The organism is Chryseobacterium sp. NRRL B-14798, from assembly GCF_050470705.1.
In the GTDB taxonomy this organism is placed as follows: Bacteria; Bacteroidota; Bacteroidia; order Flavobacteriales; family Weeksellaceae; genus Chryseobacterium; species Chryseobacterium cupriresistens.
In genome coordinates this window covers 1,965,196-1,980,073 of record NZ_JBFLUL010000005.1, presented here as the reverse complement: position 1 = coordinate 1,980,073, position 14,878 = coordinate 1,965,196, and the positions used below count along the sequence as shown (strand labels likewise).

Annotated in this window: 16 protein-coding genes and 1 pseudogene; 11 read left to right on the top strand and 6 right to left on the bottom strand. The window is 36.0% G+C overall.

Annotation, left to right across the window (positions count from 1 at the left end; translation table 11 throughout):
• Nucleotides 1-53: 53 nt before the first annotated feature.
• A complete protein-coding gene (locus AB1278_RS09325) occupies nt 54-2,063 on the bottom strand; it encodes a hypothetical protein (RefSeq protein ID WP_429813922.1) in 2,010 nt (669 codons plus the stop codon).
• 159 nt (nt 2,064-2,222) lie between these two features.
• On the opposite strand from AB1278_RS09325, the gene AB1278_RS09320 reads away from it, so the two are divergent.
• On the top strand, nt 2,223-2,570 hold the full coding sequence (locus AB1278_RS09320) for a DUF4377 domain-containing protein (protein WP_429813919.1): 348 nt from the start codon (nt 2,223-2,225) through the stop codon (nt 2,568-2,570).
• Between the two features lie 151 nt (nt 2,571-2,721).
• On the opposite strand, the gene AB1278_RS09315 is transcribed toward AB1278_RS09320, so the two are convergent.
• Nucleotides 2,722-3,660: an SPFH domain-containing protein gene (locus AB1278_RS09315; protein WP_202838613.1), complete on the bottom strand. Its 939-nt coding sequence runs from the start codon at nt 3,658-3,660 to the stop codon at nt 2,722-2,724.
• A gap of 198 nt (nt 3,661-3,858) precedes the next feature.
• Between AB1278_RS09315 and AB1278_RS09310 the strand changes: the two genes are divergently transcribed.
• The 6 genes from AB1278_RS09310 (at nt 3,859) to AB1278_RS09285 (ending at nt 7,613) form a co-directional block, all read left to right on the top strand.
• Nucleotides 3,859-4,431, top strand: a complete 573-nt coding sequence (locus tag AB1278_RS09310) for a Crp/Fnr family transcriptional regulator (RefSeq protein ID WP_429813916.1) — start codon at nt 3,859-3,861, stop codon at nt 4,429-4,431.
• 107 nt (nt 4,432-4,538) lie between these two features.
• Complete coding sequence (locus tag AB1278_RS09305) at nt 4,539-5,072, top strand: YceI family protein (protein WP_202838612.1); 534 nt, start codon at nt 4,539-4,541, stop codon at nt 5,070-5,072.
• A 27-nt stretch (nt 5,073-5,099) separates the two neighbouring features.
• On the top strand, nt 5,100-5,318 hold the full coding sequence (locus AB1278_RS09300; RefSeq protein WP_062675241.1) for a tautomerase family protein: 219 nt from the start codon (nt 5,100-5,102) through the stop codon (nt 5,316-5,318).
• Nucleotides 5,319-5,325: 7 nt separating this feature from the next.
• Nucleotides 5,326-6,060: an SDR family NAD(P)-dependent oxidoreductase gene (locus AB1278_RS09295; RefSeq protein WP_429813912.1), complete on the top strand. Its 735-nt coding sequence runs from the start codon at nt 5,326-5,328 to the stop codon at nt 6,058-6,060.
• Nucleotides 6,057-6,509, top strand: coding sequence for a nuclear transport factor 2 family protein (locus tag AB1278_RS09290; RefSeq protein WP_429813910.1), 453 nt, complete (start codon nt 6,057-6,059; stop codon nt 6,507-6,509). Before AB1278_RS09295 ends, AB1278_RS09290 begins: the two co-directional genes overlap by 4 nt.
• Nucleotides 6,510-6,521: 12 nt before the next feature.
• Nucleotides 6,522-7,613 (top strand): NAD(P)H-dependent flavin oxidoreductase, encoded by a 1,092-nt coding sequence (locus AB1278_RS09285; protein WP_429813907.1) that lies wholly within the window; start codon nt 6,522-6,524, stop codon nt 7,611-7,613.
• A 7-nt stretch (nt 7,614-7,620) separates the two neighbouring features.
• Here the strand turns inward: AB1278_RS09285 and AB1278_RS09280 are convergent, their stop codons facing one another.
• Nucleotides 7,621-8,976, bottom strand: coding sequence for a deoxyguanosinetriphosphate triphosphohydrolase (locus tag AB1278_RS09280; protein WP_411413312.1), 1,356 nt, complete (start codon nt 8,974-8,976; stop codon nt 7,621-7,623).
• A gap of 198 nt (nt 8,977-9,174) precedes the next feature.
• On the opposite strand from AB1278_RS09280, the pseudogene AB1278_RS09275 reads away from it, so the two are divergent.
• A pseudogene (locus AB1278_RS09275) lies at nt 9,175-9,803 on the top strand (class I SAM-dependent methyltransferase).
• An 89-nt stretch (nt 9,804-9,892) separates the two neighbouring features.
• On the top strand, nt 9,893-10,627 hold the full coding sequence (locus tag AB1278_RS09270; protein ID WP_343638777.1) for a DNA-formamidopyrimidine glycosylase family protein: 735 nt from the start codon (nt 9,893-9,895) through the stop codon (nt 10,625-10,627).
• Nucleotides 10,628-10,798: 171 nt separating this feature from the next.
• Here AB1278_RS09270 and AB1278_RS09265 read toward each other — a convergent pair whose 3' ends face one another.
• Nucleotides 10,799-11,521: a LytR/AlgR family response regulator transcription factor gene (locus tag AB1278_RS09265; protein WP_343638779.1), complete on the bottom strand. Its 723-nt coding sequence runs from the start codon at nt 11,519-11,521 to the stop codon at nt 10,799-10,801.
• The gene (locus AB1278_RS09260; RefSeq protein WP_343638780.1) at nt 11,521-12,597 is read right to left on the bottom strand and encodes a sensor histidine kinase; all 1,077 of its coding nucleotides are present in this window, start codon (nt 12,595-12,597) and stop codon (nt 11,521-11,523) included. The genes AB1278_RS09265 and AB1278_RS09260 overlap by 1 nt, the downstream gene beginning before the upstream one ends.
• 188 nt (nt 12,598-12,785) lie before the next feature.
• Between AB1278_RS09260 and AB1278_RS09255 the strand changes: the two genes are divergently transcribed.
• Nucleotides 12,786-13,223 (top strand): hypothetical protein, encoded by a 438-nt coding sequence (locus AB1278_RS09255; protein ID WP_411412924.1) that lies wholly within the window; start codon nt 12,786-12,788, stop codon nt 13,221-13,223.
• A 238-nt stretch (nt 13,224-13,461) separates the two neighbouring features.
• A complete protein-coding gene (locus tag AB1278_RS09250) occupies nt 13,462-14,118 on the top strand; it encodes a glycosyltransferase family 32 protein (protein WP_202838604.1) in 657 nt (218 codons plus the stop codon).
• On the opposite strand, the gene AB1278_RS09245 is transcribed toward AB1278_RS09250, so the two are convergent.
• The gene (locus AB1278_RS09245; RefSeq protein ID WP_110010375.1) at nt 14,115-14,450 is read right to left on the bottom strand and encodes a DMT family transporter; all 336 of its coding nucleotides are present in this window, start codon (nt 14,448-14,450) and stop codon (nt 14,115-14,117) included. The two genes, AB1278_RS09250 and AB1278_RS09245, sit on opposite strands and share 4 nt — an antisense overlap.
• Nucleotides 14,451-14,878: the final 428 nt, after the last annotated feature.

Here is a 14,878-nt window from a genome sequence, read left to right as displayed (position 1 = left end):
TCGCCGCCCGCCATAATTCTAAACCTTAAACTTTAAACTTTAAATTCAAAGCTCTATTTAAACTTCTTCTTAAAACTGAATTTAAGCATATTCATGAGTCCCGGTTCAATGATATCAATTCCCAGTCCGAAATTACTGTCAGCAACAGTATGATGATCTGTTCGGAACTTTTCAAACTCACTTTGCGGAATTTCAATATTGATCAGAGGATTGTATTCAATATAAACACTTGCCCCATTTTTGTTCACTTTTTTTCGACTTTTATAATCAAAATATGGGTTGGATATCGTACTTTCCTGAACTGTATATTTTTCTTCAACATCAATTTTCTGATCCGTCTGCAAATTGATTTCATATTTCTCACTATCGAAATTATGCCAGAAAGGTAAATCTTTGTGGATGAAATCTCTTGCACTCGCCTTCACTACATTTCTGTCAAAGTACATCAGAAAACGGTTTTTCTGCGGATCCACAAAATAAGGATTTTCAATGGTTGCGGTATACTGGATCTTAACTTCATTCAGTCTTTTGTCATCACTTACTACATCAATAGCAGCATCTTTGAATACGTTTCGGACATCTGTACCATTACGGTCACCTGAATAATTAAGCGCATAGAAAAGAAAGCTGTTCCAGCTGTCTATGATTTCTCTTTTATTGGTACTTTTAAAATACCTTCTCATAGCATTGGCTCTGTTTCCTTTATAAGTTGTTGATAAAGTAAGCTTTCCGATATTACCCTGTGCATTTAAATCTACTCTTTCATCAATGCAGAAATAAGGGAATTTATAAGATTTTCTTACCTGAAGCTCATGATCTTTCTTCACTTCCAGATAATGCATAAAATAGATAAAGCCTCTGTTTTCAATCAGTCCGAATTCATCACGGATGGTTGCATCAATGAAATATTCTTCACCTTTATAATTCACTTTTACGACAACATGATTGAAACTTAACAGGGACGGTAGATAATATTTAATATAATAATCCGTATTAAAATTAACCAGCACTACAGAGGCGTCTACTCCTATATAATCAAGGATTACTTTCAATAAAACCGATTTTGCCTTACAATCGCCCTGTTTATTTTCATACGTTACTGATGGTTCCTGTGGCTTATGACCATTCATTTCATCTGCATTGAAAACATAATAGATATGATTTTGTACATATTCTATGGCAAACTGCAGTTTTTCGTCCTGATCAGCAATGGCATCGAGTTTTTCAACCAGATTGGGAGCAAAATCCTTTAACGAAGACTTGTTAAAAATCTCCTCATAGAACGGTACAATATAGTTGGAAAGATCTTTCCAGTTGCTTTCTGTAGCAAAATCTACATAAGGAAAAATTTCACGGCCTGAATCTACAGGGTTGATATAATTCTCTTCTTCAATGACAAATCTATCTCCTTTTTTCAGATAACTGATTTCCGGCTCAAGAACATTTCCCTGCTCATCTCTGAAGAATGTTTTTTTATAGGCAACAGTCTGTTCACGTTCGTTGATGAATGTAAATTTAAAACTGCCATAAGCCCAATAGTTATCCGGACTTACCCAGACATATTTTGAGAACTCCTTTCTAAGAAAATCACGGTCTGTAAATTCTTTGATTCTTGAATCTTCCAAAATCAGAACATCATACAGCCTGAGATCTTTAATGGTGATATTGATTTTTTTATTACTGCTCAGAACTCCTCCACTGCTTTGGTTTTCACTGTCAAGAACCTTTATTTTTGTGTCCGGAATCTTATCGATCAGCACTCCATCCCTTAACACACTGATCCTGTGAATCTGGTAAACTTCATTTTCCTCAACAATCACATCAGAAACAGAAGCCCTTTCCAGGTTTCCCGGTTCGTTCAGAGTATACGCCATGCATACGTACTCACTGTTTTCAGTATTGCTTGTATAGTATTTTTTGTCTAAAAAGTAGCAGTAATCACGACCTTCATCAATTTGTCTTCTGGCAAATTCGGAGTCTTTGATTCGGTTCTTTATTTCCTCATCCCCGATATTTCCTGCCCACATTTCAGGTTTTTGAATCCTGTAATTTTCAACTTGCATTTGATTATCCATATTTATTATAAGAATTATATTTTGGTTAGTGTTCTTAAGAAATTCAAATTAAACGATTAAAAAAGTAAAAAGCAATAGCAGAACTACTACAATTAAGGAAAGCTAACTTCGGCATGGTAATTGCGAGGTATGGGGAAAATCAAGTTTATGAAAAGTATAGCAACAATTCTAAAAGGGGCAGCACCCGCATTAGCATTATTCGCAATGACACAATGTACAACCACAGCCAATACATCCGCAGGTGATGAAAAAACATTCATCGTAGGACCACAAACAGCAGATTGTACAGGAGTAGCTCCTATGAAATGTCTGCAGGTAAAAGAAAACGCTTCCGGAAACTGGACAAATTTCTACAGCAATATCGAAGGATTTACTTATGAACCGGGATATGAATATGTTTTAAAAGTAAAAACAGAAAAAATCGCTAATCCTCCGGCAGATGCTTCTTCAATCAAATATACATTGGTAGAACAGGTTTCTAAAACGAAAAAATAATCAATAAAAAACCGCTTCTGAAAATCCAGAAGCGGTTTTTTATTTTGCGGGAAGAACGAAGCCAGAAGTTTCTTTGGGACGATCAGGAAAAGTCAACAAATGATCCATTTTAAGTGTTTATTTCTGTCTTTCTTTTTACTTCCTTTCTATCTTAAAACCCGCTTTCTTTCTGGGGTGGATCGGGATATTTTCCTTTCGTAGCCTCTCCTACTGTGTTGGCTGTTGTCATCGCCACAACAAGATCATTCAGCATTCCGCTGGCTGCTGTTGGTGAATTGGGAAGGAGTACAAGATTACTTCTGTTGCTGGCGCCCACAGAATGTAAAGTATCATAATGCTGTGTTACTACAATAAGCGCTGAAGCCTCATGAGAATTGATATCCACATTATTCAGCATTCTTACAGACTCTTCAAGTCCTTTTGCAATTTCTCTTCTCTGGTCGGCAATTCCCTGCCCTTGTAATTTCTTGGATTCTGCTTCTGCTTTTGCAACCGCAACAATTCTGATTCTTTGTGCTTCAGATTCGTATTCAGCAGCCGTTTTTTCTCTTTCTGCTGCATTGATCCTGTTCATGGCATGTTTTACCTGCTCATCCGGATCAATATCTGTTACCAAAGCTTTGATAATATCATAACCATAACTGTTCATGGCATCCTGAAGCTCGCTTTTCACTGCAATGGCCACATCATCTTTTCTTACAAAAACATCATCAAGCTTCAACTTGGGAACTTCTGCTCTTACCACATCAAAAACAAAAGAAGTAATTTGATTTTCAGGATTTTCCAAACGATAGTAGGCATCTCCCACCTGACTTCTGATGACCTGATACTGAACAGAAATTTTCATTTTAATAAAAACATTGTCTAATGTTTTTGTATCAATCAGTACATCCAACTGCTGAATTCTCAGATTAAGTCTTTTGGCAATCTGATCTATGATGGGCAGCTTCAGGTGAAGACCTGAATGCTTTACCGCACGGAATTTCCCGAAACGTTCTATAATTGCTGCTGTTTCCTGCTTAACGACAAAAAACGAAGCGAATAAAATGATAAGCCCGAAGAAAATAACGGGTGCAAAATATATACTCATAGTTTTAATTTTTATTAATATGTCGTTACACCACCTGTTTTTGTTAAAAACATTTTTTGTAAGTAGCTGCTTAAATATAAGAAAAATAAATGTAAGATCCGGAATATAATCCCCGGGAAATCAGACTTTATGATATCATATTTTTTTTTAAACCAAAACTATTCTGAAAAAGACTTACTTTTGAATATTCATTACATCATGATTAATTCTAAAGAAATATTAAAGGATCACATTTCAAAATTTACTTCTCTCACAGAAGAGCAGTATGATTATGTCTTTGGACATTTTAACCTGATCTCTTTAAAAAAAGGGCAAAGCCTTATCTCGGAAGGTGATTTTGTGAATCATGAATATTTTGTTCTGGAAGGCTGTCTGAAAGCATTTTATCTTAATGACAGCATGAAAATGTTTATCCTTCAGTTTGCCATGCCTACGTGGTGGGTGACAGATTTTGATGCACTTTACAATAAAACAAGAGCAACCATCAATGTAGACTGTATCACCAATGCCAGCATCCTTTCTATTTCCAACGAGGACAGGGAAAAGATCTGTAATGAAATTCATGAAGTTGAACATTTTTTCAGATGGAGAACCAATAAAGGGTATGTAGCCGCCCAGAAACGTTTGTTATCTTTTATGAATAATGATGCCAGATTCCGGTATGAAGAACTTCTATCCATGTATCCTCAATTGTACAATCTGGTTCCGAAACATCTGATTGCATCTTATCTGGGAGTAACCAGAGAAACTTTGAGCAGGCTGCACCAGTAATCAACCTCTTTAAAACAATTAATCTCTTCCTCTATTTTGTGAGGTACATCACATAATTTTTTCCTTCAGTCGGCTGAACTTTGTGTCAATATTTAAACCCAATAAAAATGGACACAAAAAATTTTAAAGTCAATACAGAAAACAGTACTATCGACTGGATCGGAAGAAAAGTAACCGGCGCTCACAATGGAACTATCGGTATAAAAGATGGAAACTTCACATTTGGAGAAGGAAGTTCTATGTCAGGAAAGTTTGTCATAGATACCCGTTCCATCAAAATCCTGGACATTGAAGATGCTGAAACCAATGCACAGTTTGCCAATCATCTGGCTTCTGATGATTTCTTTAATTCTGAGCATTTTCCTGAAGCTCATTTCGAAATCACGCATGCTGAACCGGGTGATGAAAATCTTTATTATGCAAAAGGAGATCTTACCATAAAAGGAATTACACATCCTATAGACACAAGCCTGCAGATTGTAAAAACAGATAATATGGCCGTTCTAAAAACCAAGATCATAGTAGACAGAACGAAATTCAACATCAGATTCAGATCTTCCAATTTCTTCACCAACCTTGGTGATACGCTGATATACAACAATTTTGACTTAAACATCCATCTTGTAGCGGAAGCTTATTAATTCTATAACCTTAAAAATTTTACCATCATGCCATTCATCAAAGTAGATGTGCTTCGCGAAGATCTTAACCGCGAAACAAAACAGCAATTAATCAGAAAAATAAGTGAAGCTGTCACCTCAGTTTTGAATAAGGATCCTCACTTAACCCATATTGTCATTAACGAGATTGAGGATGATAACTGGGGATATGCCGGAGAACAGGTTTCAGTATTAAAAGAACAGGGGTTTTCAACAGGAAAAAAATAAATCAGCAATGAAAAAACAAACCGTAATTATAACAGGAGCTTCTTCAGGAATAGGATTGGAAACGGCCCGTTATTTCCTGGACAGAGGTGATAATGTCATCATCAACTCACAAACGGCATCCAAATTAGAGGAAGTTTATCATGAATTGGGAGCAGGGGAAAATCTGGCAATGGTTGCCGGAAGTGTTTCTGACAAATCAACAGGGGAAGCATTGGTAAAAACAGCAGTTCAAAGATTCGGATCAATCGACGTTCTCGTCAATAATGCCGGAATTTACGAGAACAAGCCTTTCCTTGAAGTTACCGAAGATTATCTGGACCGTTTTTTAACAACGAATTTAAAAGGAACATTCTTCACTACACAGGCTGTTATTCCTCAGATGATCAGACAAAAAGACGGTGTGGTAATTAATGTAGGAACACCATTGGTATATCATGCCATTGCAGAGTCTCCTTCCACAGCACCTATTTCAAGTAAAGGAGCTATTCATGCACTGACTTTGCAGCTGGCGGCAGAGTTTGGGAAAGATAATATCAGAGTCAATACGGTGGCTCCCGGATTGATCAGAACTCCAATGCATGGTGCAGACCTTGACAATAATACAGGAATTCACCTCATTAATCGTATCGGAGAGCCGGAAGAAGTTGCTCAGATGATTCATGCGATTGCAAAGAACACATTAATTTCCGGGGCCATCATCAATGTTGATGGCGGAATGGGTGCCGGGCATCATTTATCATGAAACTATCATTAATTATAGCATGGCTGCTCAGCTTTCCGCTGAGTAACCTTGCACAAAATCTAAAGGATATGAAAACCAATCAGACCTCAGAAACTGAAATAAGAAATGTCATAGAGAATTATTATTTCAAAGGGATTTATGAAGGAAATACCGATATTCTTGCCAAAGCTTTTTATAAAGATGCTTTGCTTTTCGGAGACGTTAACGGAGTTCCCTATTTCAAAACTGCAGAGCAATATATTGAAGGCGTTGGAAATCGTATAAGTCCGCAGAAATCAGGAAAAGGCTTTAAAGCGAAAATTATTTCAATCGACATTATGAATTCAATTGCTGTTGCAAAATTAAATGTAAGGATGTATGATTTTAATTACTATAATTTCATAACTTTCAATTATATAGACGGGCAATGGATGATCGTTAACAAGACTTTGACCAATGTACAGCCTTAATTCAGATTTTTAATGAAAACCAATACAATCATGTGGAATAAAAATAGAATTACGGAATTACTGGGAATAGAATATCCTATTCTGCAGGGACCTTTCGGCGGAGGCCTTTCCACCGTTGAACTGACAACAACAGTGAGTAATCTCGGCGGATTGGGAGGTTTCGGAGTTTATACTTTGTCACCGCAGGAAATCTATGACGTTCACAGAGCCATACAATCCAAAACGGACAAACCTTATAATCTCAATCTCTGGGTAAGCGATCACGATATTATTGACGAAAAACACACAAAAGAACAATACCAAAAGGCTGTTGAGACTTTCCAACCTTATTTTGATCTTCTGCAGACGGATATTCCTTTACCACCACTCTCTTTTGAATCAAGATTTCAAAATCAGCTGGAGGTAGTTTTGGATATAAAGCCTAAAGTTTTCAGCTTTATGTTTGGACTGCTTGGTGAAAACCTCATCGAAGATCTTCATCGTCAGGGAACCGTTGTTTTGGGAAATGCAACAACACTTGATGAAGCGATTGCTTTGGAAAAAACAGGCGTGGATGTTATTGTGGCTTCCGGTTTTGAAAGCGGTGGTCACAGACCTTCATTTCTGGATAGTGCTGAGTTTTCTGTAACGGGCACTTTTGCTTTGATTCAATTGATTAAAGATAAGGTAAAAATTCCTGTGGTGGCTGCAGGAGGTATTGCCAACGGCCGTGGAATTGCGGGTGCTTTTAAGCTGGGAGCTGATGCTGTACAGATCGGAACGGCATTTCTGGCTACTGAAGAATCCGGAGCGTTACCGATACACAGAGAGTTTTTATTTTCCGAAGCTGCGAAATCCACTACTTTAACCAGAGCTTATACCGGAAGATTAGGACGTGGGATTACTACAAAAATCACAAGAGATGTATTGGCTGCAACAGAAAAAACATTACCGTTCCCATTGCAGACGCATTTTATGGGAGCATTGAGAAAAGCGGCTTTGGAACAGCAAAAAAATGATCTGGTTTTCTTCTGGTCCGGTCAGATTGCGCCGCTTTTAAAGCATAAAAAAGCCTCTGCTTTAATGAGATCACTAATTGAAGAGGCTTCTGAATTATTACAGTAAATAGAATTTATACGGTCATTCCGATGTCTATTCCTTTAATTTTTCTATATAAATCGGTAGCGTAATTATCTGTCATTCCGGAAACGAAATCAATAACCCCAAGAACTTTCTGATAATCGGTGCCGTCATTGTAAATGAATTGCTTTGGAATTAATTTCAAAGCTTTTTCATCATATGATTTTCTGTTATCTTTAGACTTCAGAATGGAAGGAATAAAGTGATCCAGCAATTCATACATTACATTGTAACCGGCATTTTCAATTTCAACAACAGCTTTATGATTGTAAATTTTTTCTACCGAGAAACTTTCGATATCCTGCAGTGCTTTATTTTCTTTTTTATAAATATCAAGTAATCCATTACTAAGATTTCCTTCAAGAATCGTTTCAAAGTTATGCTTATACATCTCAATCGATTTGTTGATTAATGCATTGATTACTTTTGCTCTTAAATAAGAAATCTGTTCATTTTCATTGGATATAGAACGTAACTTTGTTTCAATTCTCTGAACATCATCCGTCTCCGATTTTACCAGCTCGAAAAACAGGTTTTTGCAGTCTGCTGTGGAAACAATTCCCAATCTGTGGGCATCTTCCATATCAATGATGTTGTAACAGATATCGTCAGCCGCTTCTACCAGCCACACAAAAGGATGTCTTTTGAAAATATGAGGTTCCTCACTTTCAGAAATAAGCTGTGTTTCTTTAGCAATTTCCAGGAATATATCTTTCTCATTCTGGAAAAAACCGAATTTCTTTCTGTGAATGACTCCTTTTTTCTTTGCAACAGCCTCACATGGATATTTTGCAATACTTGCCAGTGTAGAAAATGTCAGCTGGATACCTCCTGCATCTTTTCCTTGTTGCTGCTGTGCCAATACTCTGATGGCGTTTGCATTTCCTTCAAAATTAACCAGATCTGCCCACTCCTTTTCATTGAATTTTGATTTCAGATCCTTTTCATTTCGTTCAAAATAGCTTGCAATGGCATCTTCCCCGGAATGTCCGAATGCAGGATTTCCCACATCATGGCATAAACATGCTGCGGCAATTACATTTCCTAAATTATAGAGATAAAAATTCTTTGAGTCTTCAGTGAGTTCATTTTTAAAATCTTCAGCAATAAATTCACCGATAATACTTCCTAAACTTCTTCCTACGGATGATACTTCCAGAGAATGCGTAAGTCTGTTATGCACAAAAACACTTCCCGGAAGAGGAAAAACCTGCGTTTTATTCTGCAGTCTTCTAAAGGCAGAAGAGAAGATAATTCTGTCGAAATCCCTTTGAAAATCAGTTCGTGAAGCTTTGGTCTGTGGATTGTTTCCTGTACGTTGATTGGTGAAAATCTGGTTTAAATTCATCATTTTTCAAAATTACTCCAAATTTTAATTGTACGGAATAGTATTTATATTTTTATTAGTGAGATCTTCCATTCAAAAAATCTATGATAGTAAACGTTTTTTAGGAATCGGAAAGCTTGAATAAATATTTTACATTTGATACAACCAATACAGTTGAAGAATCCCTATAATTCTTCTTTCAAATTTTAAATTATAACTATGACAGACAACACATGGCTCAACAGATGGGACGAAAGGTACAGCAGCGAAGAATTTGCGTATGGAACAGAACCCAACAATTATCTAAGAGAACAATTATCACAATTAACTCCAGGTAAAATACTTTTCCCCGCAGAAGGAGAAGGAAGAAATGCTGTTTTTGCAGCCACACAAGGATGGCTGGTTTCTGCTTTCGATATCAGTGCAAACGGAAGAGATAAAGCGTTACAATTGGCCGGGCAACAGCAGGTTATTATTGATTATCAGGTGGGAGAACTTTCCACTTTGGATTATCAGAAAGAGCAGTTTGATGCCATTGCGCTTATCTACGCTCATTTTCCGGGTGCGATCAAATCTTCTATTCATCAGATGTTAAATCAATATCTCCGTAAAGGTGGTTTATTATTTTCGAAGCTTTCAGCAAAAATCATCTTGAATATATTGCAAAAAACGAAAAAGTAGGTGGTCCAAAAGATCTTGAGTCTTTATTCTCTATTGAAGAAATCAAAGCCGATTTTCCGGATTATGATATTATTGAATTAGCTGAAACAGAAATAGAGCTCAATGAGGGACTATTCCATAACGGGACAGGTTCCGTCATTCGTTTTGTAGGACAAAAAATGGCCTAAAAATATGTTAAACAGGTTTGTTTTGGGATAAAAATCAGGTTGTATGCAGCTATGGAATATTATTTGAATCTTTATATCAAAACAAACGTATGCCTGAAGGTCCATCCATCATATTAATGAAAGAAACCTTGCAGCCATTTGCAGGGCAGCAAGTGACAGAAGTTTCAGGGAATGCCCAATTTGAGAAAGATTCTTTTATTGGCCAGACTCTTCTCGAAATCCGTACTTTTGGAAAACAGACTTACCTCGTTTTTGAAAAGGCAGCTATCAGAATTCACTTATTAATGTTCGGTTCTTACAGTGTTGATGAGCAGACCAAACCGGATAAAAGTTTGCGTTTGGCCTTGTTTTTCTCTACCGGAAACATTTATTTTTATACCTGTTCCGTAAAATCCGTACCTATTGAATATCTTTCAGCAATTGATTGGGAAGCCGATGTGATGAGCGATCAGTGGAATCCCAAAAAAGCAGAAGAAAAATTAAAATCCAGTCCAAAAATGATGGTTTGTGATGCATTGATGAATCAGGATATTTTTTCAGGTGTAGGCAATATTATTAAGAATGAGGTTCTTTTCAGAATTGGTGTGCAGCCTGAAAGTTTACTGGGTAATCTTCCTGCTAAAAAAAGAAAAGAGCTCATTGCTGAAGCCAGGAATTACAGTTTTGATTTTTTGAAATTGAAAAGAGAATTTGTTTTGAAAAAGCATTGGCTGGTTCATACAAAATCGGTATGTCCGGTTTGTGGACAAAAATTGGTTAAGAAACAAACCGGCGTAGGAAAAAGGAGAAGTTTTTATTGTGAAAAGGATCAGAAGCTTTATTGAATAAACCGCTATTCTTATGTTTTGGTTGAAGCCGTTGATTGTTTTTATTTATCTAACGGACTAAAGCCCGTTGCTATTGAATCATAATATTCTATTTTTCCCCACTGATTACACAAATTTTCTAATCATATGACCGATATTTATTATTGCTCATTACTCATTACTTATATATCAGTCTGAATTGAGAAGACCTCCTGCAAATCTTGTAAAAAACTCGGAGCGGTATACTTCTCCAAGAGGAATTTCGGAGTCTTCAATGTATATATTATGATTGTCGAATGAATCTATAAAATTCATATTCACCACGTAGGATTTGCTTACTCTGATAAAGGTTTCCCCGGAAATCTTCTGATGAATGGTTTTTAAATTCATTGCTGTGATCAGCTTTTGCTGCTTTGTATGAATAACTACATAATCTTTGAGCCCTTCAATAAATTTAATATCTGAAAAACTGATTTTATAGAATCTTCGTTCTGCTTTGATGAATAAAAAGTCTGCCGTATTGGATTCCACGGTATTTTTAACGGTATCTTTAGATAAAAGCTCTGTATAAAGTACCGCTTTATCAATTGCTTTTTCCAGTCTTTGCGGATCAACAGGCTTCAAAAGATAGTCTACGGCTTCCAGTTCATAGCTTTTCAATGCATATTGAGAATAGGCGGTAGTAAAAATAATCAGTGATTTTTTCGGAAGCATTTCTACAAATTCAAGACCTGTTACCATGGGCATTTCTATATCGAGGAAAATAAGATCTACCTCATTATCTTTAAGAAATTCGAGGGCAGACGGCGCATTGGAAAATTCCCCAAGGATATCAATACCGGAAATTTCAGTGATCAGCGATCTCATTTCGGATCTTGCCAGAGGTTCATCATCAATAATAATACAATTCATCACACGGGAATTTTTAAATTTACTATATATTCTTTCTTTCCGGGATCTGTCTTCAGATCAAAAGTATCACTATAAAGAAGTTCCAGTCTTCTTGTGATATTGGCGAGCCCAAGTCCACTGCTCTTTTTGTCCGAAGGAAGATAACCGGTACTTATTGAATTTACACATTTAAAATAAAGCTGCCTGTTATTGATATTGATTTCTATTTTCACATAGGATTCTCTTCCACTGAGATCTACACTATGTTTCACAGCATTTTCTACAAAAGTGGTAAACAGATTCGGAGGAATAAAGGTACTGCTTATTACTCTTTGATCAATATTGACCTGAATGTCAAAAGAAAAATTGTCCCGTCTTATTTTTTCAAGATTTAAAAAGTTAGACAGGAAATCAATCTCTGAAGTCAGCAACGTTTTTTCTTCGCTGTTTTCATACAGCTGATATCTGAGAAACTCGGAAAGTTTTACAATGACTACAGATGCTTTGGCCGGATCTGTTCTGATCAATGCTTTTACATTATTCAGCATGTTGAACAGAAAATGCGGATTGATCTGGTTTCTCAATTCATTCAGCTCCATATTCAGGGTAAGATTGCTCAGTTCATTGATTCTTTTATTATCACTGATCCATTTCTGCAGAAGTTTGATGGTTGTCGTCGTCAGGATGATCGGAATACACATCAGAACGCCCTCATAAATGCCTCCTCTTTCATTATCTTTCGGAATGTATTGTGTTCTGAAATCCTGAAAAAGATGTCTGAAACTGTACCCGATGAAATTAAGTCCCATCACACCCATAAGGACGAGCAGAACAAGATAAGTGACATATTTTGTTTTAAAGAAAAACCGAGGAACCAATACATATATATTAATGTAGACCATTGCGATCAGAATCACATACACAAAGAATAAAACATAGTACTGATATATTCCGGAATACCAGTGCCAGAATCTTGCGCTGTACAGTAAAAAGAAAAAGAAGATCAGGAACAGCAGATGCCTTCGGAATCCATATTTCGCTTCCACCAGAAAATCGATCACAAAGGTTTCTTCAAATTTCCACGGGCTATATTTCATATGGCAGGCTCATTTTATTACAAAAATAGGCAATAACGGAAATTAAAGTTGTTTTATTATACAAAACCGGTATTTTATTATACCAATGATCATCCTTCAGGATTTCGTATAAAATACCAGCCATTTTGTATAAAAACAAATTTGTATCCTTCTTTTCTCTATTCCTTTGTGCTGATAAATGAACACATATGGAATTAACAGCTTTTCAAGAACTCACTCAGGAAATATCAGTAGAATGTTTTTTTATGACCGAATCTCAGCAGGAAGAAAAAGTAATACAGCTTATCGATCTTCACCATTTTGTAGAATGTTTCGATGCAAAAATGAAAATTGTTAGTTACCTGCATCATTCCATTAATATTGTAGTCCATGAAGGGGAGGAAAAAGGAATCCTGTTTTGTGATCTTAAACATTCTGCCGTTCCCGACAGCAATGCATCTGAAGAGTTTAGAAGAAGATTTGGGCTTTCAGAACTCTGGTTTGTTTTTGTAGAGGAAACATTTGTTCCTGATACTGCCTGCTACACGGATGCAATTATTGAAAACAGCCTGGATATATTCTACGACAGAATTTTCACCTTCAATTTTTTCCAATCTATCATTCAACCCTTAAAAAAAGAAAACTGATTTTACAATATCTGAACTTAATATTAAAATTCACAATCTGGAAGATTAAAAAAAAATTAAAATTTTCTTCTTCCGGCTTTTAACCATTTCTTCAAAATACAATCAAAAAACAAAGCCGGCATAAGCTGTTTCAAATTTCAGGGATTCCCTTCTCCTTATGAAAACTCTTATTACTGCATGCACATCACTGACGAAAAAGGATTTAAGAATTTGTATAAGAATTTATTAAAAACAGGACATGGCAGTACCCAAACAAATATTTCAGACTTTTAAAACCAAAAAACTTCCTTTTATTACACGATATCACATCTGGAATATGAAAAGAAAGAATCCGGAATACAGCTACTTCTTTTATGATGACAGTGATATTGAAAAATTTCTCACAGAAGAATTTCCTCCCAGCTATATCGAAACGTACCATAAACTGACAATTGGTGCTGCAAAAGCTGACTTTTTCAGGTACGCTATTTTATATAAAAAAGGAGGCATTTATCTGGATATTGACAGCAGTATCGTAAAGCCGTTCCGGGAACTTATCAAAGAAAGTGACGAAGCGGTGATCAGTGCGGAAAGACATGCCAATTTATATGTGCAATGGGGACTTATTTTTAATAAAAACCATCCTTTTCTTAAGAAGACATTAGAACTGATGCTTGATAATATCAATAATCACCGGTATCCGAATGATGTACACGCTACTACTGGTCCTACTGTCTTCAGTAAGGGTATAAAACAGTCTCTGGCAGAAAATCCTTCTATTCCTTTTACTTTATTTGACGGCATTGAGTTCAGAGGTTTTTTAAAGTTCAAATATAAACTGGGTAAGTTCTTTTTATACAAAAAAAGGTCTGAACACTGGAAGCAGCAGCAAATGCAGCAGGATATTATTGTTTAATGGGTTCCCATTTTTGAGAATACATTGATAATAATCACTCCGGTTACAATCAGGGCAATACCAATGATAGCCGGCAGATCCGGGATCTGTTTGAAGGCTATCACTCCGATCATCGTTATAAATACAATCCCTACGCCGGACCAGATGGCGTAGGTAATTCCTACAGGAATCTGACGAAGGGTAAGGCTTAAAAAATAAAAAGCGCAGGCATATCCGGCAACTGTTACTACAGATGGCCATAGTTTGGAAAATTCCTCAGATTTTTTCAGAAAAGTAGTGGCAATAATTTCAAATATGATTGCCAGAGCAAGAAAAATATAACTGCGTCCCATAAAATTCATTCTTTATACAAAAGTAATAAAAGCCCCCGGGTAATTCAAAAAATGACATCCAAGCCATCGGTCAGCAGACAATGTTATTTTCAGTTGTGACACAAACTCCTATTTCTCTCTGACATGAAATATGACAGCTGACAAAAATTCCAACATAGAAATCAGTGTTAAAAATAAATTTTATTAACATAAAAATCTGGTTGAAGTGAAAAATTAACGTGCAAAAAATACACTTTAAAACAATATTATGCTAAGCATTATTTATTATTTGTTTTATCAAGTCCAATGTAGAAGTCGATAAACGATTAACACATTCACATAATTTTACAGATAGAATAACAAAAGCATTAATAAATTCCAAATAATACATTAATTTATTGTAAACAAAAATTCACCGATACATGAACCCAAAACACACTAATACACTG